The following is a 20,017-nucleotide window of genomic DNA, read 5'->3' as shown; positions in this document are numbered from 1 at the left end:
AAAAGGTTAGGAGTTCCTTTGCGCCCCTTTTCCCTTGCCGCGTCGCTGGCCCTTTGCGTGATCTTGGCGGGCTGCGCATCGAAGCCCATGATGCAGGACGGCATCCGAGTCAACGACCCCCACGAGGCGCAGAATCGCCGCGTCCATGCCTTCAACAAGGCCGTGGATCGCCGGGTGATCGGACCGGTCGCGAACCTGGTCTCGGACAGGGATGATGCGCCTGGCGGGGCAGGGGCGATGGACCTGGTCATCAACGCCGGCAGCAACCTGTCCCTGCCCGGCAAGGTCGCAAACAGCCTGCTGCAAGGCCGCCCCGAACCCGCGATCAAGAACTTTTTCCGCTTTGCGGTCAATACGACACTGGGAATTGGCGGCCTGATGGACCCGGCCGGCCGCGACTTCGGCCTGACCGAACACGACACCGATTTCGGCGAAACCCTCGCGGTCTGGGGCGTTCCCGAGGGCGCCTATCTGGAACTGCCGGTCCTCGGGCCCTCGACGCAGCGCGACGCCGCCGGCAAGGCGGTCGATCTGGTGATCGATCCGCTGAACCACCTCGCGAACCCCGGCGCGGCATCGGCGGCATTCGGCCTGCGCGTCACCTCAAAAGCTGGTGAGCGGGCGCGTTTCGGCGACACGGTGGATAGCGTTATGCAGGACAGTGCGGATAGCTATGCGCAACTGCGGCTGATCTGGCTGATGCATCGCCGCCACGAATTGAACGAAGGGGAGACAGCCATTGACCCATATGCCGAGGCCGCGACGGATGATGTCATCGACCCTTATTCCGAATGACCGGCGCCGTCTTCTGGCGCTGTTCGGGGGCGCCGCCGCGCTGACGCTGGCGCCCCTGCGCGGCTGGTCCCTGGATGCCGACCAGGCGCGGGGGCTGATCAGCACCGCCCTTGGCGAGGTTTACCAGGTCATCAATTCGGGCCAGGCCCCGGCGCAGATGTATCGCGATTTCGAGGCGATCTTCGTGCGCTATGCCGATGTGGACGTGATCGCCCGCTCGGCGCTTGGGCCTGCCGCGCGGCAGGCCGATCCGGCGGCGCTGGCCCGCTATACCCAGGCTTTCCAAGGGTATATCGGCCGCAAATACGGCAAGCGCTTCCGGGAGTTCATCGGATCGAAGATCGAGGTCACGGGCGCGCGCCCGCTGAAAAGCTTCTTCGCCGTCACCTCGGTCGCCTACCTCAACGGCCGCGCCCCGATGGAGGTCGAATGGCATGTGTCGAACAAGTCCGGCCGGGACAAGTTCTTCAACATCATCATCGAGGGCGTGAACATGCTGGCCAGCGAACGCGCCGAGATCGCCGCCATGCTGACCGCGCGGCGCGGCGATCTGGCGGCGTTGACGGCGGATTTGCAGGCGGCAGGGTAGGGCCGCCTGCGAAGGGCGTCACAAGAGGAAGTCGCCTGCCGCCAGGCTGCCTTGGCCGGTCACCGCAACTTCGAAATCGGCAAGGCGGTCGCCATTGACATCGGCGCGGACGATCAGGTTCGCACCCGCCTTGACATACCAGACCGAATTTGCATCCGCAGTCGCGCCCGAAAAATCGAAGCTCTGGTTGCCCGCAAGCCGCGTGTTCGCGTCCAGACCGCGCAGATCGATATCGTCCAGGCCTGAGCGGAAGTCCATGATCCGGTCCCGCCCGGCGCCGGTCGCGCTGTCTGCCAAAGCATTGAAGATGAACACATCGCGCGTGGCGTCCAGCCCGCCCGAGAGCACATCCGTTCCAGCCCCGCCATTCAAGCTATCCTGCCCGGTGCCGCCGCTCAGGATGTCGTTGCCGGCACCCGCCACAAGCTGGTTGGCCGCGCTATTGCCCGTCAGGCTGTTGTTCAGTCCGTTGCCGCTCCCGTTGATTGCGGTCTGGCCCATCAACACAAGGTTTTCGACATTGGCCGACAGGTGGAAGGTGGTGGTGGACTGGACGGTGTCGATGCCGTGGTTTGCGGCCTCGGACAGCCGGTCGCCGAGGTTGTCCACGACATAGGTATCACTGCCCTCGCCACCGCGCATCGTGTCGGCGCCGGTGCCGCCGTCAAGGCTGTCATTGCCCGCCGCGCCGGCCAACAGATCGTTGCCCGCCGCGCCCTCGATGCTATTGGCACCTGCATTGCCTGTCAGGACGTTGTCCAAGATATTACCCTTGGCCCAGGCATCAGCCTTTCCTAGCAGGGTTAGGTTCTCGACATGGGCGCCCAGACTGCCGTTGGCAGCCGTACGAACGGTGTCGGTGCCTTGGCCGTCCAATTCGGAAATTACGTCTGCCGCATCTTCTAGGATATAAACATCGTCGCCGACGCCGCCGCGCAGGGCATCCACGCCGATGCCGCCCTCCAGCCAGTCGTTGCCCGTGCCGCCATCCAGAAGATCGTTGTCCAAGCCACCCAGCAGAGTATCGTTTCCGCCTTTTCCGAACAAGCTGTCCGCGCCCAGGCCGCCGACCAGTCGGTTGGTTGACTCGTTGCCGGTAAGGCGGTTGTCAAGTGCATTGCCGACGCCGTTAATTGCGGCATCGCCCGTCAAGAAAAGGTTCTCGACATTCGCAGCAAGGGTGTGGGTCATGCTGGAATGGACGGTATCCGTGCCACCATTCAAAGCTTCGATGACGCGGTCGCCAGGGGTAAGGTGGTAAGAGTCGTTCCCCGCGGCGCCTGTCAGGGTATCGGCCCCGCCGGTGCCATAAAGCACATCATTCGTAGCGCCGCCGGTGGTCAAGTTGTTATCAAGAATGCGAATTTCTACAGTCTTGTAATAGCTTCCATCATCGAACGCAAAACCGCTGGAGCCGCTTACTTGGACTATCAGGTAGGCGGTTTCTGTACCTTCCTGGACACCGTCCCGCGTTGCAGTGATGGAAAAAGGTTCTGACTCGGTTGTGGGATAGCTGCTGACAACCATCATCGAGCCGCTTCCTGAAACCCCTTCAATGTCAGAATTCTGCGCGGTTCCTCCACTCACAGTAGTGTAGTACGCCCAAGTCACCTGATGATTGTACAGCCCTACCAGATCAAGGCTGACGTTGCGCGTCTGACCCTCACGAAGTGTAATGATGTCGGGGATTGAAAGTCTAGCATATGCCACAGAAAGTCCTCACCTAGCAAAAATCACGCCCAGCGTTCTGCACTCGGGCGCCCAGGTATTCTGCTGGCCATCTTCAGTCCTAGGCAATTCTCCTTGTACGTTTTGATGGCGACATCAGAAGGATGTATCCCATTAGACACAATCGGTCTGAAATTGTTGATCTGAGGATCAATTCCCCAGAATCCCGTTCAATGCCCGGCTTAGCGCGTCGTCCGAACTTGCCGTGCTGCTATCGCCCGGGGTCTGCGGTGCCGTCAACTGTCCTGGTGCGCCGACCACCTGCCCCCCCGCCGGGTTGCCCGAATTCACGGCTCCCGCAAGCGCCGCGGCCAGCGGATCGTCCGCCGAGCCCGAGGTCACCACCTTGGGTGCGCCTTCGTTCGACAAAAGGATGCCGCTGCCGTCGGGCGAGACGGTGGAAAGCGGCAGTTCCGGCAGGCCCTCGTGGATGTCGGACATGACCGCCTGCCAGATCTCGGCGGGCAACCCGCCGCCGGTGACGCCCTTCAACGGCGTGTTGTCGTCATAGCCCATCCAGACGCCCACGACATACTGTTCGGAAAAGCCCACGAACCAGGCGTCGCGATAGCTGCTGGTGGTGCCGGTCTTGCCCGCCACGGGGCGGGTGCCCATCTTGGCGCGCCCGCCGGTGCCGCTGTCGATCACCTGCTGCATCATGTAGATCAGCTGGCCCGCCGCGCGCTGGCTGATGACGCGCTGGCCCATGCCGCCGGACTGGCCCATCAGCGGCTGCTCGTCGCCCGCAATGCGCAGTTCGATCAGACCATACGGCGCGACCGAGGTGCCGCCGTTGCGGATGCCCGCATAGGCGCCGGTCAGTTCCATCAGCGTGGCCTCGGATGCGCCAAGGCCCAGGGACGGGCTGGTCGTCAGGTTGCTGACGATGCCGAAGTCATGGGCGATGCGGCGGACCTCGGACCGGCCCACGGCTTCTTGCAGCCGGATGGTGGCGGTGTTCAGCGACTGCTTCAGCGCCGTGGTCAGTGTCACGTTGCCGTAATAGCGGCGGGTATAGTTCTGCGGGGACCAGGGCTTGCCGCCCGGGATGCGGATGGTCAGCGGCCCGTCCTCGACCCGGTCACCGGGGCCGTAGCCCGCTTCCAAGGCCGCGGCATAGACGAACGGCTTGAAGCTGGAGCCGGTCTGGCGCTTGGCCTGCACGGCGCGGTTGAAGGCCCCGTGCACGGTCGTGTCGCGCCCGCCGATGATCGCGCGCACGGCGCCGTCGGCGGACATGACCACCACCGCCGCCTCGGCCTTGCTGTTGTCGCTGACCTTTTCGTCAAAGACCCGCTGCAGCGCCCGTTCGGCCGCCGTCTGGATGCGGGAGTCGAAGGTGGTGCGGATGGTCACATCCTCGGTCGTTTCGCTGGTCAGGAAGCCGGGACCGGATTCCATGACCCAGTCGGCGAAGTAACCGCCTGCCCGAGCCTCGGCGGCCTGGGACAGCCGGGCGGGACTGGACCGGGCCTGCTCGGCCTCGGCGGGGGTGAGATAGCCTTCCTCGGTCATCAGGCCCAGCACGACGCTGGCGCGTTCCTGGCTGCGCTTGAGGTTCGCGGTGGGCGCGAAATAGCTGGGCGCCTGCAGAAGACCGGCCAGCATTGCGGCCTCGGACGCGTTCACGTCGGATGCGGGCTTGTTGAAATAGCGCTGGCTGGCGGCCTCGAAGCCCCGCGCGCCACCGCCCATGTAGGAGCGGTTCATGTAGATGTTGAGGATGTCGTCCTTGGAATACTTGGCTTCCAGGGCGAACGAATAGGGGACTTCCTTGACCTTCCGCCACAGGCTGGTGACACGGCAGTCCTGTTCGAACTCTGCCTCGTTCTTCCAGCGGATCGGGTCGAAGGTGTCGCCCAGGCACAGCAGTTTCGCGACCTGCTGGGTGATGGTGGATCCGCCGTGGCCTTCCAGCGGGCCGCGCCCCTCGGCCATGTTGATCTTGATGGCGCTGGCGATGCCGCGCGGGCTGATGCCGAAATGCCAGTTGAAGCGGCGATCCTCGGTCGCGATCACGGCTTCCTTCAGGACGGGGGCGATCCTGTCGCTGGTGACGGCGCCATAGGTCTCGCCCCGCCAGGCGAAGACCTTGCCGCTGTTGTCCAGCATGGTGACCGACCCGCGCGCGCGGGCGTCGAACAGGGCTTCGGGCTCGGGCAGGCTGGCATAGAAATAGGCGGTGGCGGCGCCGACGATCAGGAACATGACCATCGCCAGGCGCCACATCGATCCCCAGATGACGCGCCAGATCAGGCCGACGGTGCCCGCGATCGTGCGCACCACGACATTGCCGCGACGAACGGGGGCCTTGTGGCGGCGGACCTGCGGCTTGGGCTCGGTTGGCGCCGGGGTGCGCTTGTCGGCAACAGGGCTGCGGCCCGTGCGCTTCGGGATGCCGGTCGGTCGTTTCATGCGTCGGATGCCTGCGTTTCTGCCCGCGGCCGTTCAGCGGCCAAATTGCGCGCCAACCTACACCAAGAATCGCCCAAGGGGAATTGCCCTGACCAATCCGTGATTTCACATGAAAAAGGCCCGGCATCGCCGCCGGGCCTTTCATCGCTGCTCGAAGCCTCAGTTATAGGCGTTTTCGCCGTGGATGGTGATGTCCAGGCCCTGGCGCTCCTCGGTATCGGCCACGCGCAGGCCGATCAGCGCCTTGACGATGTGGATCGCCACAAAGGACACCACTCCCGACCAGAGGACGGCGATCACCACGCCCAGGGTCTGGTTGTAGACCTGGCTGCCCATCGAGAATTCGGCAACCGCGTTGGCGGCGTAGTCGAAGACGCCCGTCCCGCCCAGCGAGGGTGCCGCGAAGACGCCCGTCAGGATCGCGCCGACGATGCCGCCGATGCCGTGGATGCCGAACACGTCCAGGCTGTCGTCGATGCCCATGCGCGGCTTCATGCTGATGACGAACCACATGCACAGCAGGCCGGCGACCAGGCCGATGGCAATGGCGCCCATGGGGCCTACGAAGCCCGCGGCCGGGGTGATGCCCACCAGACCCGCGATGGCGCCCGAGATGCCGCCCAGAAGGCTGGGATGGCCGCGGAAGGCCCATTCGCCGAAGGACCAGGCCAGGACGCCCGCGGCGGTGGCGACGGCGGTGTTGATCATGGCCAGCGCCGTCAGGCCGTTGGCTTCCAGGTTGGACCCGGCGTTGAAGCCGAACCAGCCGATCCACAGCAGGCAGCCGCCGACCAGGGTGAAGGACAGGTTGTGGGGGGCCAGCAGCTCCTTCTTGTAGCCGATGCGGGGGCCGGCGACCATCGCGGCGACCAGGCCCGCGACGCCCGCGTTGATGTGAATGACGGTCCCGCCCGCGAAGTCCAGCGCGCCATGGCTGAACAGCAGGCCCGAGGGCGCGTCATAGGCGCTCGGGCCCCCCCACCACCAGACCATGTGGGCCATCGGCAGATACGAGAAGAAGAACCAGATCACCACGAACAGCAGGATCGCGCTGAACTTCAGCCGCTCGGCCGTGGCGCCCACGATCAGGGCCGAGGCGATGCAGGCAAAGGCCATCTGGAAGATCACGAAGGACAGTTCCGGGATCACGACCCCCGCCGAGAAGCTTTCGACGTTCGAGGCGGTGGTGACGCCCGACAGGAACATCTTGGACAGCCCGCCGATATAGGGGGTGAAGAAGGTCACGTCCTCGGCCGTGCCCGCGCCGGTGAAAGCCAGGGAATAGCCGAAGGCCACCCACAGGATCGCCATCATGCTGAACACCGTCAGCACCTGCATGAGCACCGACAGCATGTTCTTGGCCCTGACCAGGCCGCCATAGAACAGCGCCAGACCCGGCAGCGTCATCATCATCACCAGGATGGCCGAGATCAGCATCCAGGTCGTGTCGCCCTTGTCCGGCACCGGAGCGGCAGCCTCGACCATGACTGCGGCGTCTTGTGCGAAACTCGGCGCCGCAAGCAGCAGCGCGGAACTGGCAATAAAGGGAGCAGCCCTTTTCATCATCGAATCCCCTTCAACGCGGCACCGGACGCGCCGCCGATGCCCTCTGATGGGGGGCTTTGCCGCGCTTGCACAGGCTTCGGGCAGGTTGAGGACAGGGCCAGACAGGGGTTGCCCTATTTATGGGCTGAATGCCCGGATGCCGCGCGAAATAAAGGCAGTCTGTTTCTTGCCGATACCCGCCTGCCGTGCATCGCCTGCCGCGAAACCCCTGAAAAGGCGACCAAACACCAGGACCGGGCCGCCAGTGGCGCGCAGCACCAGGTTTTGCCCATTTTCGCGGTCTCTTTCCGCAGAGGGGGGCGGCTCACGTCGCGACCTGCCTTTGCGGGGCAGGGTCAGGCGACGCGGCTGACCACGAAATCGGCCATGTCCGCCAGCATGTCCCGGACCGGATGCGCAGGCAGCTTGGCCAGCGCCGCCTTGGCCGTGGCGGACCAGCGCAGCGCATCCGCCCGCGCCGCCTCCATCGCGCCGTGGCGAGCCAGCAGGGCCAGGGCATGATCCAGATCACCGTCGCGCTGGTCGCCCGATTCAATGGTGCGCGACCAGAAGGCGCGTTCCTGGGAATCGGCCTTGGCGACCGCCTTGATGACGGGCAGGGTCAGCTTGCGTTCCCGGAAATCGTCGCCGACGTTCTTGCCGATCGTCTCGGTCGCGCCGCCGTAGTCCAGCAGGTCATCGACGATCTGGAAGGCAATGCCCAGGGCATCGCCGTAATCGAACAACGCCTGAACCTGGTCCGCCGAGGCACCGGCGATCACGCCGCCGACCTCTGTCGCGGCGGAGAACAGCGCGGCGGTCTTGCCGCGCACGACCTTGAGATAGATGGCCTCGTCCGTGCGCAGGTCCTGGGCAGCGGTCAGCTGCAGCACCTCGCCCTCGGCAATGGTGGCGGCGGCATTCGACAGGATCTCCAGCGTGCGCAGGTTGCCGGGCTCGACCATCAGCTGGAAGCTGCGGGCGAACAGGTAGTCGCCGACCAGCACGCTGGATTTGTTGTCCCACAAGAGGTTCGCCGTCGGGCGTCCGCGCCGCTGGCGGCTTTCATCGACCACGTCGTCGTGCAGCAGTGTCGCGGTGTGGATGAATTCCACCGTCGCCGCCAGATGGATGTGGTAGGGGCCGCCATATCCCATGATCCGCGCGGCGGCCAAGGTCAGCATCGGCCGCAGGCGCTTGCCGCCGGCCTCGATCAGGTGGGCCGTCACCTGGGGGATGCGGGGCGCGTGTTCGCTGGACATGCGCTGGCGGATCAGGACGCCCACCGCTTCCATCTCGGCGCCAAGCGCCTCTGCCAGCCGGTCCAGCGGTTTCTGGACGCTTTCCTGCACACCCATGGCCTTGACCCCCGTTGCCGCGCCCGTCCCTTGCCACGCCCTCGACAATTGCGCAACCGCCGCCTAGCGTTTCGGTCATGAAAGAGCTTTTCCGCAGCAACGATCCCGTCCGCATGTCCCGCGCCATTGGCCTGCTGGAAGTCGAAGGCATTCCCGCCTTTCCCATGGACCAGCACATGAGCGTGCTGGAAGGATCGCTGGGCATCCTGCCGCAGCGCCTGATGGTGGCGGATCGCGACGAATTCATGGCCCGCGCCATCCTGCGCGATGCCGGCCTGGATGAGTGATCTTTCGGACGACGGCTTCCTGGACGGCCGCCTGCGGATCGCGCAGCCCAGGGGCGGCTTCCGATCGGGGGCGGATGCGGTGATGCTGGCGGCGGCCTGTCCGGCGGAAGGGGGGCAGGCCGTGCTGGAACTGGGATGCGGGGCAGGGGTCGCCAGCCTATGCCTGGGCTGGCGCGTGCCGGACCTGCGGCTGGCGGGGCTGGAGAGCCAGGCGGATTATGCCGATCTGGCGCGGCGAAACGCGGCGGCAAACGGCATTAGGATGCAGGTGCTGACCGGCGATGTGGCCAGGCCGCCTTCCGAACTGCGCGCGCAGGCCTTCGACCATGTCATCGCCAATCCTCCTTATTTCCTGGGCGGGACGGCCGCGCCGGACGGCGGGCGTGCCCTGGCGCGGCAAGAGGCCACGCCGCTGGCCGCCTGGATCGATGCGGGCCTGCGCCGCCTGCGGCCGGGGGGCGTGCTGACGCTGATCCAGCGGGCCGACCGGCTGGACGCGATGCTGGCAGCGATGTCGGATCGGGCCGGGTCGGTGGCGATCCTGCCCATCGCGGGCCGGGCGGGCCGGGATGCCGGGCGCGTGATCCTGCAGGCCCGCAAGGGCGCGCGGGGGCCGCTGCGGCTGCTCGCGCCCTTTGTCATGCACCGCGAACCGGCCCATGCCGGCGATCGCGAGGACCTGACCGATGCCGCTGCGGCGGTTCTGCGCAAGGGTTTACCGCTGACGAATCTGTTTACGAAAGTCTCGTGACAGAATCGCAAGCCTGTGCTGCAATCCCCCTGTTCGACTCAACCTATACAGGAGGACGCGATGTCGGTTGCTTCCCACGTCGAGGAACTGCGCAAAAAACACCAGGTGCTTTCCGAGGCTGTTGAAAGAGAACAAAGAAGCCCTGGAGCCAGCGACCTGCAGATCAAGGCCATGAAGCGCGAAAAACTTCGTCTCAAGGAAGAGATTTCCCGACTGTCCCACTAACCTGTTGAACGGTTACCGGTTTGAAGCGGCCCGCGCGATCAGCGCGGGCCGTGGTCATTTCAAGGGAATGCCGGTCAGGTGAAATACTGCCCGCCATTGGCGCTGATGGTGGAGCCTGTGATGAAGCCCGCCTCGTCCGAGGCCAGGAACACCACGGTCCGCGCGATCTCCTCGGGCTCACCCAGGCGGCCGACGGGGATCTGCGGGATGATGCGTTCGTTCAGCACCTTTTCGTCGATCGCCTTGACCATCTCGGTTGCGATATAGCCGGGGCAGATCGCGTTGACGGTGATGCCCGCCCGCGCGCCTTCCTGGGCCAGCGCCTTGGTAAAGCCCAGGTCGCCCGCCTTGGCGGCCGAATAGTTCGCCTGGCCCGCCTGGCCCTTCTGCCCGTTGATCGAACTGATGTTGATGATCCGCCCGAACTTGCGGTCGCGCATTCCCGACCAGACCGGATGGGTCATGTTGAAGAGGCCGGTCAAGTTGGTGTCGATCACCTCTTTCCATTGCTGGGGCGTCATCTTGTGGAACATCGCGTCCCGCGTGATGCCCGCGTTGTTGACCAGCACCGCAATGGGGCCCAGTTCTTCCTCGATCTGCTTGATGCCGGCGGCGCAGGCATCGTATTCGGCGACCGACCATTTGTAGGTCTTGATCCCGGTTTCCTCGGTAAATGCCTTCGCGGCATCGTCATTGCCGGCATAGGTGGCGGCAACGGTATAGCCGGCCTCCTGCAGCGCCTTTGAAATCGCCGCGCCGATGCCGCGCGACCCCCCGGTGACAAGTGCGACCTTGGACATTGATCCTCCCCATAAATACGAACAGCAATGAAATATTGCTACAAGGCGTGATTTTGGCGCGCAACATCGTTGCGCGCCTTCTGCGGCTTACCGCTCAATGCACATGGCGACGCCCATGCCGCCGCCGATGCACAAGGTCGCAAGGCCCTTGCTGACGTCGCGGCGCTTCATTTCGAACAAAAGCGTGTTCAGCACGCGTGCGCCCGAAGCGCCGATCGGGTGGCCGATGGCGATGGCGCCGCCGTTCACGTTCACGATCTCGGGGTCCCAGCCCATGTCCTTGTTGACGGCGCAGGCTTGGGCCGCAAAGGCCTCGTTCGCCTCGACCAGTTCCAGATCCGCGACGGACCAGCCCGCCTTTTCCAGCGCCTTGCGGCTGGCCGGGATCGGACCGGTTCCCATGATCGCCGGATCAAGCCCCGCCGTGGCATAGGACGCGATCCGTGCAAGCGGCGTCAGGCCGCGGCGGTTCGCCTCGTCCTCGGTCATCACCATGACCGCCGCCGCGCCGTCGTTCAGGCCGGACGCGTTGCCCGCTGTGACCGAGCCTTCCTTGGAGAACGCCGGCCGAAGCTTCTGCATGGCGTCGATGGTCGCGCCGTGGCGGATGTATTCGTCCTTGTCCACGACCGTGTCGCCCTTGCGTGTCTTGACGGTGAAGGCCACGATCTCGTCATCGAAGCGGCCGGCCTTCTGCGCGGCCTCGGCCTTGTTCTGCGAGCGCATCGCGAATTCGTCCTGCTGCTCGCGGCTGATCTGCCATTGCTGCGCGACGTTCTCCGCCGTGGTGCCCATGTGATAGTTGTTGAAGGCGTCCCACAGCCCGTCGCGGATCATGGTATCGATCAGCTGCATGTCGCCCATCTTCTGGCCCGCGCGCATATAAGCGGCGTGGGTCGACATCGACATGCTCTCCTGGCCCCCGGCCAGCACGATCCTGGCTTCGCCCGCCGTCACCTGCTGGGCGGCCAGCGCCACGGCGCGAAGGCCCGATCCGCAGACCTGGTTGATCAGCCAGGCCGCCGATTCCTGCGGCAGGCCGGCCTTGATATGCGCCTGGCGGCCCGGGTTCTGGCCCTGGCCGGCGGTCAGCACCTGGCCCAGGATGGTTTCGTCAACCTCGGCGGGATCGATCCCGGCACGGGCCACAACCTCTTTCAGAACGGTAGCGCCCAGATCATGCGCCGGGGTATTGGCGAACGATCCCAGGAAACTGCCGACCGCGGTGCGGGCGGCGGAAACGATTACGGCTTTGGTCATGGCGGGCTCCCTTACCTCAAGGCCAGATAACTGGCGACACGGGCTAGGATGCGGGTTCGTGCCGCAAGGTCAAGCACATCACCCAAAAGATGGAGACGTGTTCATCGCAGGGCGACCGAGGGAGGGGACTTCCAGGGCGGTGCAATGGTCGGCGCCCCGAAGTAATAGCCCTGCAGGCAGTCGATCCCGTTCGCGATCAGGAAGCTTGCGTCATCGGCGGTTTCCACCATTTCGGCCACGGTGAACATGTCGAAGTGATGGGCGATCGACATCAGGGCCTGCGTCAGCACCTGGTTGTCGGGATGGGTCGAGATTTCGCGGATGAACTGCCCGTCGATCTTGATCATGTCGAAGCAGAAGTCGCGCAGATAGCGGAACGAGGTATAGCCCGCGCCGAAATCGTCCAGCGCCAGGCTGATGCCGTATCGCTGCACCTCTCGCATGAAGGTCTTGACCTCATCCGGCAGGCCCATGGCCGAGCTTTCGGTGATTTCCAGGATCAGCCGTTCGGCGGCCTGGGGGTTGTCGGCGACGCCTTCGCGCAGGATATGCATCCATTCGGGATAGCCGATCGATCGCGCCGACATGTTGACCGACAGCCGCAGCGAGGGATCCTCGGACAAGGCCTTCAGGCCAAGGGACAGCGACAGGCAGTCGATCTGCCGCCCCAGTTCAGTGGTTTCCGCCACCGGCATGAAGTCGCGCAAGGGCACCATGCGGCCCGAATCGTCGATGATGCGGATCAGCCCCTCGTAGAAGGCGGGGCGGTTGGTCCGCTGCGCCTGCACGACCGGCTGGAAGGCCAGCACGCCGTTGCCCTTTTCGACGGCAAGCCGGACCGACGGCAGGGTCAGCCGGCTTTGCTGGTCCATCGCATAATCCAGCGGAGAGCCCTTGGCGGGCGGGTTCGCGTCGGTCACGTCTGGCCCCTTGTCACGCAATCATTCCGTGTTCCGTTGTGGCGATAATCGCCTAATTTGCGGTAAACGGGCAGGGTTTTCTGGATAAAGGGTTAACGCTTCATGACCGACCGCTGCGCCTGGTGCGGGACCGATCCGCTGTATGTCGCCTATCACGACACCGAATGGGGCGTGCCGGAACACGATCCGCGCGCGCTGTGGGAAAAGCTGGTGCTGGACGGTTTCCAGGCGGGCCTGTCCTGGATCACCATCCTTCGCAAGCGCGACGCCTTTCGCGAGGAGTTCGACGGATTCGACCCCGAGCGGGTGGCCCGTTGGGACGCGGCGCGGATCGACCGGGCGCTGCAAAATCCGGGCATCATCCGGCATCGCGGCAAGATCGAATCAGCGGTCAAGGGCGCGCGGCTTTTCCTGGACATCGAGGCGCGGGACGGCTTTGCACCCTTCCTGTGGTCCTTCGTGGGCGGCCAGCCGATCCAGAACCGCTTTGCCGGCATGGCCGACGTGCCGACCGCCACCCCCGAATCAACCGCCATGTCGAAGGCGCTGAAAAAGCGCGGCTTCAACTTCTGCGGGCCGGTCATCGTCTATGCCTTCATGCAGGCGACGGGGATGGTGAACGACCATGTCACCACCTGCCACCGCCACGCGCCCCTCAGTCGGCCACAAGCTGCCGGATGACGGCCTTGGCGGGCTCGCTGCTCCAGTCGGCGTCGCCCGGAAGGCGCGCCACCTCGTTGCCGTCACGGTCGATCAGAACGGTCACGGGCAGGCCAACGACACCCATGGCGCGGGCCAACTGCTGGCGCGGGTCCAGCAGGACCGGCAGGTTCTCCAGCCCGGTTTCCGCGTAGAACTTGTCGATCTTCTCGGGCGCGTTGCGACCGGTGGCGATGGGGATCACCACGAAGTCCTCGCCCCCCATCTCGGCCTGAAGGGCGTCCAGGGAGGGCATTTCCTCGCGGCAGGGCGCACACCAGGTGGCCCAGAAGTTCAGCAGCACGACCTTGCCCTTGTAGTCCGCCAGGGTGTGCGTGCCTTCCTCGGGATCGGTGAAGGCGATGTCGGGGACGGGGGTGGGTTTCTCGGCCGGAACCAGCTTGACCAGCCCCGCCTCCTTGGCGGCCTGCCAGTCCACCGGGCCTGCAAAGGCGGCGTTTGCACCGAAAAGCAGTGCCGTATAAAGCAGGGCGGAACGCAGCATGAAGACCTCCGAGGGACGCGCCTATGACCGACCGGCCGCAACAGGATTCCGCCAACAGCATGTGGGGCGGGCGCTTCGCTGCCGGGCCCGACGCGATCATGGAGGCGATCAACGCCTCGATCGGCTTCGACCGGCGGCTCTACGCCCAGGACATCCGGGGCAGCCGGGCCCATGCGGCGATGCTGGCCGCACAAGGCATCATCAGCACTAGCGATGCCGAGGCGATCAGGGAAGGTCTGCTCACCGTCTTGTCAGAGATCGAGGCGGGCAATTTCCCCTTCCGCACCGAGCTTGAGGACATTCACATGAATGTCGAGGCCCGGCTGAAGGAGGTCATCGGGGAACCGGCGGGCAGGCTGCACACGGGCCGGTCCCGGAACGACCAGGTGGCCACCGATTTCCGTCTGTGGGTGCGCGACCAGTGCGACGCGGCGATCGACGCCCTGCGGGCGCTGATCCGCGCCGCCCTGACGCAGGCCGAGGCCGGTGCGGATTGGGTGATGCCGGGCTTTACCCATCTGCAGACCGCCCAGCCCGTGACCTGGGGCCATCACATGATGGCCTATGTCGAGATGTTCGGCCGCGACCTGTCGCGCTTCCAGGATGCGCGCAAGCGGATGAACGAATCGCCCCTGGGCGCGGCGGCGCTGGCGGGAACGGGCTATCCGATCGACCGCCATGCGACGGCCGGGGCGCTTGGCTTCGACGCGCCGATGGCCAACAGCCTGGACGCCGTGTCCGACCGCGACTTCGCGCTGGAGTTCCTGTCGGCCTCGTCGATCTGCGCGGTGCATCTGTCGCGGCTAGCCGAGGAGCTGGTGATCTGGTCCTCGGCCCAGTTCCGCTTCGTGTCGATGTCGGACAAGTGGTCCACCGGGTCGTCGATCATGCCGCAGAAGCGCAACCCGGATGCCGCCGAACTGATCCGCGCCAAGATCGGGCGCATCCTGGGCGCGACGGTGGCGCTGTTCACGGTGATGAAGGGCCTGCCGCTTGCCTATTCCAAGGACATGCAGGAGGACAAGGAGCAGGTCTTCGACGCGGCCGACAGCCTGATGCTGGCCCTGGCCGCGATGACCGGGATGCTGTCCGACCTGACCGCCAACCGCGACAGGATGGAGGCCGCGGCCTCGGCCGGCTTTTCCACGGCGACCGATCTGGCCGACTGGCTGGTGCGCGAACTGGGCCTGCCGTTCCGCGAAGCCCATCACGTCACTGGATCGCTGGTGGCCCTGGCCGAGAAGAAGGGCTGCGACCTGCCCGACCTGACGCTTGCCGACATGCAGGGCGTTCACGGCGAGATCACCGATAAAGTCTTCGGCGTTCTGGGCGTTCACAATTCGGTCGCCTCGCGGCAAAGCTATGGCGGCACGGCGCCCGATCAGGTGCGCGCGCAGATCAACCGCTGGAAGGAGAAACTGGCATGAGGTGGATTGCGATTCTGGCGGTGATGGCCATGGCGGCCTGCGGCGTCGATGGCCCGCCCGAACGGCCCGCGCCCGCGCCCAAGACGGCGCCGAAAACCAACGTCGTGATTTCCGGCGATGCCACCATGGGGGTCATTTCGGAACTGTAATGGATCATTTCAACTATCACGGTGGCGAGCTTTGCGCCGAGGATGTGCCCTTGTCGCGCATCGCGGCCGCCGTCGGAACCCCGGTCTATGTCTATTCCGCCGCCACGCTGACGCGGCATTTCGGCCTGTTCCGGCAAGCCCTGGACTGGACCGACCACTTGGTCTGCTTTGCCGTGAAGGCCAACAGCAACCTGGCCGTGCTGAAGCTGATGGGCGATCTGGGCGCGGGGATGGACGTGGTCTCGGGCGGGGAATACGCGCGTGCCAAGGCCGCGGGCGTGCCCGGCGACCGGATCGTCTTTTCAGGCGTCGGCAAGACGGTCGCCGAGATGCGGCAGGCCATCGAAGGAGGCATCCGCCAGTTCAACATCGAAAGCGAGCCTGAGATGCGCGCCCTGTCGGCGCTGGCCGCCAGCATGGGTGCGACGGTGCCGGTGGCGATCCGGGTGAACCCGGACGTGGACGCCAAGACCCATGAGAAGATCGCGACCGGCAAGTCCGAAAACAAGTTCGGCATCCCCATCGCCCGCGCACGCGAGGTTTACGCCGAGGCGGCTTCGCTGCCGGGATTGCGGGTCGTGGGCGTCGATGTGCATATCGGCAGCCAGTTGACCGACCTGGAACCCTATCGTGCGGCCTATGCCAAGGTCGCGGAGCTGACGCGCGCGCTGCGCGCCGACGGCCATGCGATCACCCGGCTGGATCTGGGCGGAGGCCTGGGCATTCCCTACCGCCGCGACAACAACGCGCCGCCCCTGCCCATTGAATATGGCCAGGTGATCCGCGAGACGGTGGGCGATCTGGGCTGCGAGATCGAGATCGAACCGGGCCGCAACATCGTCGGCAATGCGGGGATTCTTCTCAGCGAAGTGATCTATCTGAAGCAGGGCGAGGGGCGTGACTTCCTGATCGTGGATGCGGCGATGAACGATCTGGCGCGCCCGGCCATGTATGGCGCGCATCACGACATCGTTCCGGTCCGCGAGCCGGCAGTCGGCGCGCCGGTGCGGCCCTTCGATGTGGTCGGACCGGTCTGCGAATCGGGCGATACCTTCCAGAAGGGGGCCCATCTGCCCGACATGGCGGCAGGCGACCTGATCGCCTTCCGCTCGGCGGGGGCTTATGGCGCGGTGATGGCCTCGGAATACAATTCCCGGCCCCTGGTGCCCGAGGTGCTGGTCAGCGGCGATCACTTCGCCGTCATCCGGGCACGCCCGACGTTTGAGGAAATGCTAGCCCGGGATAGCATTCCGGAATGGCTTTGACGCGGCATCAGACCGATCCGTCGCAGCCGGGGGCTGTCTGCCCCCGGACCCCCGAGGATATTTTCCTGAAGAAGAAGGGCCATGTCGCCCGCGCCCTGCATCTGACCCGCTGGGGAATGGTGTGGGAACAGGCAGCGCGCGCCTTCTGGCCGATGGCAACCGTGCTGGCCTTGGTCTTTGCCGCCTTCGCGCTGGGTGTCGTGGCAGCGGTGCCGGGGCCGGTGCTGCCCTGGCTGGCCGGGGCCGTCCTGCTGTTGCTGGTCGGCGTCGCAATCCGGGGCGGGATGCGCTTTCGCCGCACCCGCATGGCCGAGGCGGTGTCGCGGCTGGACCGCACCTTGCCGGGGCGGCCCCTGTCGGCGCTGTCCGACCGCGCAGCCATTGGCGGCGAGGGTGCCTTGTGGCAGGCGCATCTGGCGCAGATGCAGGCTCGGGCCGCCTTGGCGCGGGCCGTGCGTCCCGATGCGGACCTTGCGCGGCGCGATCCCTTTGCCCTGCGGCTGGCGGGCCTGGTTGCCCTCGTCATGGCGCTGGTCTTCGGCGGCGCGGGCCAGATGGGGCAGGGGATCGAGGCGCTGGCCGCGACCATGTCCCGGCCCCTGGCGGGTGACGCGGTGCCGGTCGGGCCAAGCTGGGAAGGCTGGGCCGAACCCCCCGCCTATACCCGTCGTCCCACCATCTATCTGAACGCCCTGGCCGAAGGGCAGGCGCTGGAACTGCCCAAGGGCAGCGAGGTGACGTTCCGCCTGTATGGCAATGGCGCAACGGTCGCGCAGGACATCGGGTCTGCACTTGGCGATGACCCGCAGGCGCCGGGCTTCCGGGCCGAGCAGTCGGGCGCGATCGAGGTGGCCGGGCGGCGCTTCGACGTGACGGTCCTGCCCGACAATGCGCCGATGATCCGTGCCGGGGCCGCGCCGGTGCGGCGCGCGGACGGAAAGATGGTCCAGGACTTCGAGGCCGAGGACGATCACGGCGTCGCCTCGGGCCAGGCGGTGATTGCGCTGGACCTGGGGGCCGTGGAGCGCCGCTTCGGCCTTGCCATCGATCCCGAGCCGCGCCAGCCGGTGGAACTGGCCTTGCCCCTGCCTCGGGGCGACCGGCACCAGATCAAGGGCCAGCTGACCGAGGATCTGTCCCGCCACCCCTGGGCGAACCTGCCGGTCAGCGTCAGCCTGCGCGCCCTGGACGGGATCGAGCAGGTGGGCCACGCCGAACCCATGCACACCGTCCTGCCGGGCCGGCGCTTCTTCGACCCCCTCGCTGCCGCGCTGATCGAGATGCGGCGCGATCTGCTGTGGTCGCGCGAAAATGCCGGCCGCAGCTCCGAGATCCTGCGCGCGGTGACCTGGGCGCCCGAAGGCTTTGTCGAGCAGCCGCTGTATCTGCAGTTGCGCGGCGCGGTGACGCTGCTGGAGGGCGACACGCTGACCGACAAGGCGCGCGACGATCTGGCCGAGGCGCTGTGGCAGGCTGCGATCCAGCTGGAGGATGGCGGGCTGTCCGACGCCCTTGAACGGATGCGACAGGCCCAGCAGAAACTGTCCGAGGCAATCCGCAACGGCGCCAGTCCTGACGAAATCCAGCGCCTGATGGACGAGCTGAAGGCGGCGACGGACGCCTATACCGAGATGCTTGCCCAGCAGGGGCAGCAGGATCCGGCGGATCGGTTCGCCCAGAACCAGCAAGGCCAGCAGATCACCGGCGACCAGATCCAGCAGATGATGGACGAAATCCAGCGCCTGATGAACGAGGGCCGGATGGCCGAGGCCCAGGAATTGCTTGAGCAGTTCAACCGCATGATGGAAAACCTGCAGGTCCGCCAAGGCCAAGGCGGCGAAGGCCAGCAGGGCAGCAGCGGCAACCAGCCGATGAACCGCCTGGCCGATACCCTGCGCGAACAGCAGCGCCTGTCGGACGAGGCCTTCAGCGACATGCAGGACCAGTTCGGCCAGGGGCAGATGGGGCAGCCTTCGCCCAATGCCGGAGGCCTGGCCGACCGCCAGCGCCAGTTGCGAGAGGAACTGGGCCAGCAGCAAGGGTTGTTGCCGGGCCAGGGTTCCGAAGGCGGCGACGAGGCGCGGCGCCGGCTGGACGAGGCGGGCCGCGCGATGGAAGATGCCGAACAGGCCCTGCGCCAGGGCGATACAGGGGGGGCCTTGCAGCGCCAGGCCGATGCCATCGAATCGATGCGCGAAGGGATGCGCGCCCTTGGCGACATGCTGAACCAGCAGAGCCGGGCCCAGCAAGGCCAGCAGGGCCAGCAGCAGGGGCAGGAAGGCCAGCGTCCCGGCGGCGGTGACCGGGCGGGCGCCGACGGGCAGGCCTATGACCAGCGGCCCGCGCTGGACCCCCTGGGCCGGCAGCGCGACGGCAGCGGCAATGTCATCGCCGGGGGCGATCCCCTGGCCGAAGGCGTCGATCCCGCGCGCCGCGCCCGCGACCTGCTGGACGAAATCCGCCGCCGTAGCGGCCAGCCCGAGCGTCCCGAGGACGAACGCGACTACCTTGGCCGGTTGCTGGACCGCTTCTGATCAGCGGGTCAGGCCGGCCGCGCGGTCCTGCAGCCACAGCCGCGCCTCGTCCACCTGCCCGCGGAGCTGCATCACCCCGTCGCCGAAAGCACCCTGACCGGACAGCGCGGGCGCCAGCAGATACAGCGCCACGCAGGCAGCGGCCAGCGTCACGGCCAGGCCGAAGCCCACCGCATAGCCCCTGCGCGCCGGACGCGGAACAAGGACCAGAACAGGCGCGGGTGGCACAGGCCGTTCGGGCCGTGCGGCAATTTCCTTGCGGAGCAGGGGACGTGCCGGTTGCGGCGCGGCTTTGGTTTCCGGAATGACAGGCTGCGCGTGCGCCTCAGGGGGCACGATCAACTCCGGCTGTGGCCGGAGCGGCGCGGCTTCGGCCGGTTCCGGGGCGACGTGCGGGATGATGGACGTGGTAATGGTCGTGGCGGGCCATTCGGGATCGGCGGCACGCAGCGGGGCGGCGGCAGGGGGGGGCGGAGGGGGCGTTCCCTCCTCGGCGGCGCGCAGCCGGCGTTCGTGTTCGACCTCGTCCCGCAGGATGTCCAGCACGGTATCGGGCAGGCGGCGGCTCAGCCGGGGCGGGCCGTCGGCCGGGGCAGGCGGGGGCGGCAGGTCATTTCCAGGCGCCAGCCCGGCAGGCTGGACCGTGGCGTGCCAGACATGGCCGCAGGCGCTGCACTCGACCTCGCGCCCTTCGGGCGGGATGGCCGTTCTGGGCAGGCGGTATTCCGCGGCGCAGCCTGGACAGATCAACCGTATTTCCGCCAT

Annotated in this window: 19 protein-coding genes; 10 read left to right on the top strand and 9 right to left on the bottom strand. The window is 66.4% G+C overall.

Annotated elements, in window-relative coordinates:
- Positions 1–18: 18 nt before the first annotated feature.
- Together OU682_RS14245 and OU682_RS14240 are read left to right on the top strand one after the other, a co-directional pair.
- Positions 19–795, top strand: a complete 777-nt coding sequence (locus OU682_RS14245) for an MlaA family lipoprotein (RefSeq protein WP_268942820.1) — start codon at positions 19–21, stop codon at positions 793–795.
- Positions 767–1,384, top strand: a complete 618-nt coding sequence (locus tag OU682_RS14240) for an MlaC/ttg2D family ABC transporter substrate-binding protein (protein ID WP_371832249.1) — start codon at positions 767–769, stop codon at positions 1,382–1,384. The genes OU682_RS14245 and OU682_RS14240 overlap by 29 nt, the downstream gene beginning before the upstream one ends.
- A gap of 18 nt (positions 1,385–1,402) precedes the next feature.
- On the opposite strand, the gene OU682_RS14235 is transcribed toward OU682_RS14240, so the two are convergent.
- The 4 genes from OU682_RS14235 to OU682_RS14220 all read right to left on the bottom strand — a co-directional run bounded on the left by OU682_RS14235 (position 1,403) and on the right by OU682_RS14220 (position 8,430).
- On the bottom strand, positions 1,403–2,914 hold the full coding sequence (locus OU682_RS14235) for a calcium-binding protein (RefSeq protein ID WP_268942818.1): 1,512 nt from the start codon (positions 2,912–2,914) through the stop codon (positions 1,403–1,405).
- Between the two features lie 348 nt (positions 2,915–3,262).
- Complete coding sequence (locus OU682_RS14230; protein ID WP_268942817.1) at positions 3,263–5,527, bottom strand: transglycosylase domain-containing protein; 2,265 nt, start codon at positions 5,525–5,527, stop codon at positions 3,263–3,265.
- A 159-nt stretch (positions 5,528–5,686) separates the two neighbouring features.
- Positions 5,687–7,090: an ammonium transporter gene (locus OU682_RS14225; RefSeq protein ID WP_268942816.1), complete on the bottom strand. Its 1,404-nt coding sequence runs from the start codon at positions 7,088–7,090 to the stop codon at positions 5,687–5,689.
- Positions 7,091–7,428: 338 nt separating this feature from the next.
- Positions 7,429–8,430, bottom strand: a complete 1,002-nt coding sequence (locus OU682_RS14220; RefSeq protein ID WP_268942815.1) for a polyprenyl synthetase family protein — start codon at positions 8,428–8,430, stop codon at positions 7,429–7,431.
- 77 nt (positions 8,431–8,507) lie between these two features.
- On the opposite strand from OU682_RS14220, the gene OU682_RS14215 reads away from it, so the two are divergent.
- From OU682_RS14215 to OU682_RS14205, 3 genes are read left to right on the top strand one after another with little or no spacing between them, the layout of a single operon-like run.
- Complete coding sequence (locus OU682_RS14215) at positions 8,508–8,717, top strand: putative signal transducing protein (protein ID WP_268942814.1); 210 nt, start codon at positions 8,508–8,510, stop codon at positions 8,715–8,717.
- Positions 8,710–9,468, top strand: a complete 759-nt coding sequence (locus OU682_RS14210) for a tRNA1(Val) (adenine(37)-N6)-methyltransferase (RefSeq protein ID WP_268942813.1) — start codon at positions 8,710–8,712, stop codon at positions 9,466–9,468. The genes OU682_RS14215 and OU682_RS14210 overlap by 8 nt, the downstream gene beginning before the upstream one ends.
- 60 nt (positions 9,469–9,528) lie before the next feature.
- Positions 9,529–9,693, top strand: coding sequence for a YdcH family protein (locus tag OU682_RS14205; protein WP_268942812.1), 165 nt, complete (start codon positions 9,529–9,531; stop codon positions 9,691–9,693).
- A 74-nt stretch (positions 9,694–9,767) separates the two neighbouring features.
- On the opposite strand, the gene OU682_RS14200 is transcribed toward OU682_RS14205, so the two are convergent.
- The 3 genes from OU682_RS14200 to OU682_RS14190 form a co-directional block, all read right to left on the bottom strand.
- Positions 9,768–10,493, bottom strand: a complete 726-nt coding sequence (locus OU682_RS14200) for a beta-ketoacyl-ACP reductase (RefSeq protein ID WP_268942811.1) — start codon at positions 10,491–10,493, stop codon at positions 9,768–9,770.
- 87 nt (positions 10,494–10,580) lie between these two features.
- The gene (locus tag OU682_RS14195; RefSeq protein WP_268942810.1) at positions 10,581–11,753 is read right to left on the bottom strand and encodes an acetyl-CoA C-acetyltransferase; all 1,173 of its coding nucleotides are present in this window, start codon (positions 11,751–11,753) and stop codon (positions 10,581–10,583) included.
- Between the two features lie 101 nt (positions 11,754–11,854).
- Complete coding sequence (locus tag OU682_RS14190; protein ID WP_268942845.1) at positions 11,855–12,625, bottom strand: EAL domain-containing protein; 771 nt, start codon at positions 12,623–12,625, stop codon at positions 11,855–11,857.
- A gap of 150 nt (positions 12,626–12,775) precedes the next feature.
- On the opposite strand from OU682_RS14190, the gene OU682_RS14185 reads away from it, so the two are divergent.
- The gene (locus OU682_RS14185; protein ID WP_268942809.1) at positions 12,776–13,354 is read left to right on the top strand and encodes a DNA-3-methyladenine glycosylase I; all 579 of its coding nucleotides are present in this window, start codon (positions 12,776–12,778) and stop codon (positions 13,352–13,354) included.
- Here OU682_RS14185 and OU682_RS14180 read toward each other — a convergent pair.
- Complete coding sequence (locus OU682_RS14180; RefSeq protein ID WP_268942808.1) at positions 13,329–13,877, bottom strand: TlpA family protein disulfide reductase; 549 nt, start codon at positions 13,875–13,877, stop codon at positions 13,329–13,331. The two genes, OU682_RS14185 and OU682_RS14180, sit on opposite strands and share 26 nt — an antisense overlap.
- Positions 13,878–13,900: 23 nt before the next feature.
- Here OU682_RS14180 and argH point away from each other — a divergent pair, with 23 nt between their 5' ends.
- From argH to OU682_RS14160, 4 genes are read left to right on the top strand one after another with little or no spacing between them, the layout of a single operon-like run.
- Positions 13,901–15,304: an argininosuccinate lyase gene (argH, locus tag OU682_RS14175; protein ID WP_268942807.1), complete on the top strand. Its 1,404-nt coding sequence runs from the start codon at positions 13,901–13,903 to the stop codon at positions 15,302–15,304.
- Complete coding sequence (locus OU682_RS14170; RefSeq protein WP_268942806.1) at positions 15,301–15,453, top strand: hypothetical protein; 153 nt, start codon at positions 15,301–15,303, stop codon at positions 15,451–15,453. The genes argH and OU682_RS14170 overlap by 4 nt, the downstream gene beginning before the upstream one ends.
- A complete protein-coding gene (gene lysA / locus OU682_RS14165) occupies positions 15,453–16,718 on the top strand; it encodes a diaminopimelate decarboxylase (protein ID WP_268942805.1) in 1,266 nt (421 codons plus the stop codon). Before OU682_RS14170 ends, lysA begins: the two co-directional genes overlap by 1 nt.
- Positions 16,709–19,252 carry a DUF4175 domain-containing protein gene (locus tag OU682_RS14160; protein WP_329609811.1) on the top strand — a complete coding sequence of 848 codons (2,544 nt, stop codon included), beginning with the start codon at positions 16,709–16,711 and terminating at the stop codon, positions 19,250–19,252. The genes lysA and OU682_RS14160 overlap by 10 nt, the downstream gene beginning before the upstream one ends.
- On the opposite strand, the gene OU682_RS14155 is transcribed toward OU682_RS14160, so the two are convergent.
- The gene (locus OU682_RS14155) at positions 19,253–20,017 is read right to left on the bottom strand and encodes a zinc-ribbon domain-containing protein (protein ID WP_268942804.1); all 765 of its coding nucleotides are present in this window, start codon (positions 20,015–20,017) and stop codon (positions 19,253–19,255) included.

It is taken from the genome of Paracoccus benzoatiresistens (genome assembly GCF_026913015.1).
GTDB classification, from domain to species: Bacteria; Pseudomonadota; Alphaproteobacteria; order Rhodobacterales; family Rhodobacteraceae; genus Paracoccus; species Paracoccus benzoatiresistens.
This window is presented reverse-complemented; position numbering and strand designations above follow the sequence as displayed.

Coding starts and splice junctions, on each gene's coding strand:
- OU682_RS14195 (WP_268942810.1), bottom strand. CDS start 11,753: ATGACCAAAGCCGTAATCGTTTCCGCCGCCCGCACCGCGGTCGGCAGT.
- OU682_RS14240 (WP_371832249.1), top strand. CDS start 767: ATGATGTCATCGACCCTTATTCCGAATGACCGGCGCCGTCTTCTGGCG.
- OU682_RS14200 (WP_268942811.1), bottom strand. CDS start 10,493: ATGTCCAAGGTCGCACTTGTCACCGGGGGGTCGCGCGGCATCGGCGCG.
- OU682_RS14210 (WP_268942813.1), top strand. CDS start 8,710: ATGAGTGATCTTTCGGACGACGGCTTCCTGGACGGCCGCCTGCGGATC.
- OU682_RS14235 (WP_268942818.1), bottom strand. CDS start 2,914: ATGATGGTTGTCAGCAGCTATCCCACAACCGAGTCAGAACCTTTTTCC.
- OU682_RS14180 (WP_268942808.1), bottom strand. CDS start 13,877: ATGCTGCGTTCCGCCCTGCTTTATACGGCACTGCTTTTCGGTGCAAAC.
- OU682_RS14170 (WP_268942806.1), top strand. CDS start 15,301: ATGAGGTGGATTGCGATTCTGGCGGTGATGGCCATGGCGGCCTGCGGC.
- OU682_RS14160 (WP_329609811.1), top strand. CDS start 16,709: ATGGCTTTGACGCGGCATCAGACCGATCCGTCGCAGCCGGGGGCTGTC.
- OU682_RS14205 (WP_268942812.1), top strand. CDS start 9,529: ATGTCGGTTGCTTCCCACGTCGAGGAACTGCGCAAAAAACACCAGGTG.
- OU682_RS14215 (WP_268942814.1), top strand. CDS start 8,508: ATGAAAGAGCTTTTCCGCAGCAACGATCCCGTCCGCATGTCCCGCGCC.
- OU682_RS14155 (WP_268942804.1), bottom strand. CDS start 20,017: ATGGCGGAAATACGGTTGATCTGTCCAGGCTGCGCCGCGGAATACCGC.
- OU682_RS14225 (WP_268942816.1), bottom strand. CDS start 7,090: ATGAAAAGGGCTGCTCCCTTTATTGCCAGTTCCGCGCTGCTGCTTGCG.
- OU682_RS14190 (WP_268942845.1), bottom strand. CDS start 12,625: ATGGACCAGCAAAGCCGGCTGACCCTGCCGTCGGTCCGGCTTGCCGTC.
- argH (WP_268942807.1), top strand. CDS start 13,901: ATGACCGACCGGCCGCAACAGGATTCCGCCAACAGCATGTGGGGCGGG.
- lysA (WP_268942805.1), top strand. CDS start 15,453: ATGGATCATTTCAACTATCACGGTGGCGAGCTTTGCGCCGAGGATGTG.
- OU682_RS14220 (WP_268942815.1), bottom strand. CDS start 8,430: ATGGGTGTGCAGGAAAGCGTCCAGAAACCGCTGGACCGGCTGGCAGAG.
- OU682_RS14230 (WP_268942817.1), bottom strand. CDS start 5,527: ATGAAACGACCGACCGGCATCCCGAAGCGCACGGGCCGCAGCCCTGTT.
- OU682_RS14185 (WP_268942809.1), top strand. CDS start 12,776: ATGACCGACCGCTGCGCCTGGTGCGGGACCGATCCGCTGTATGTCGCC.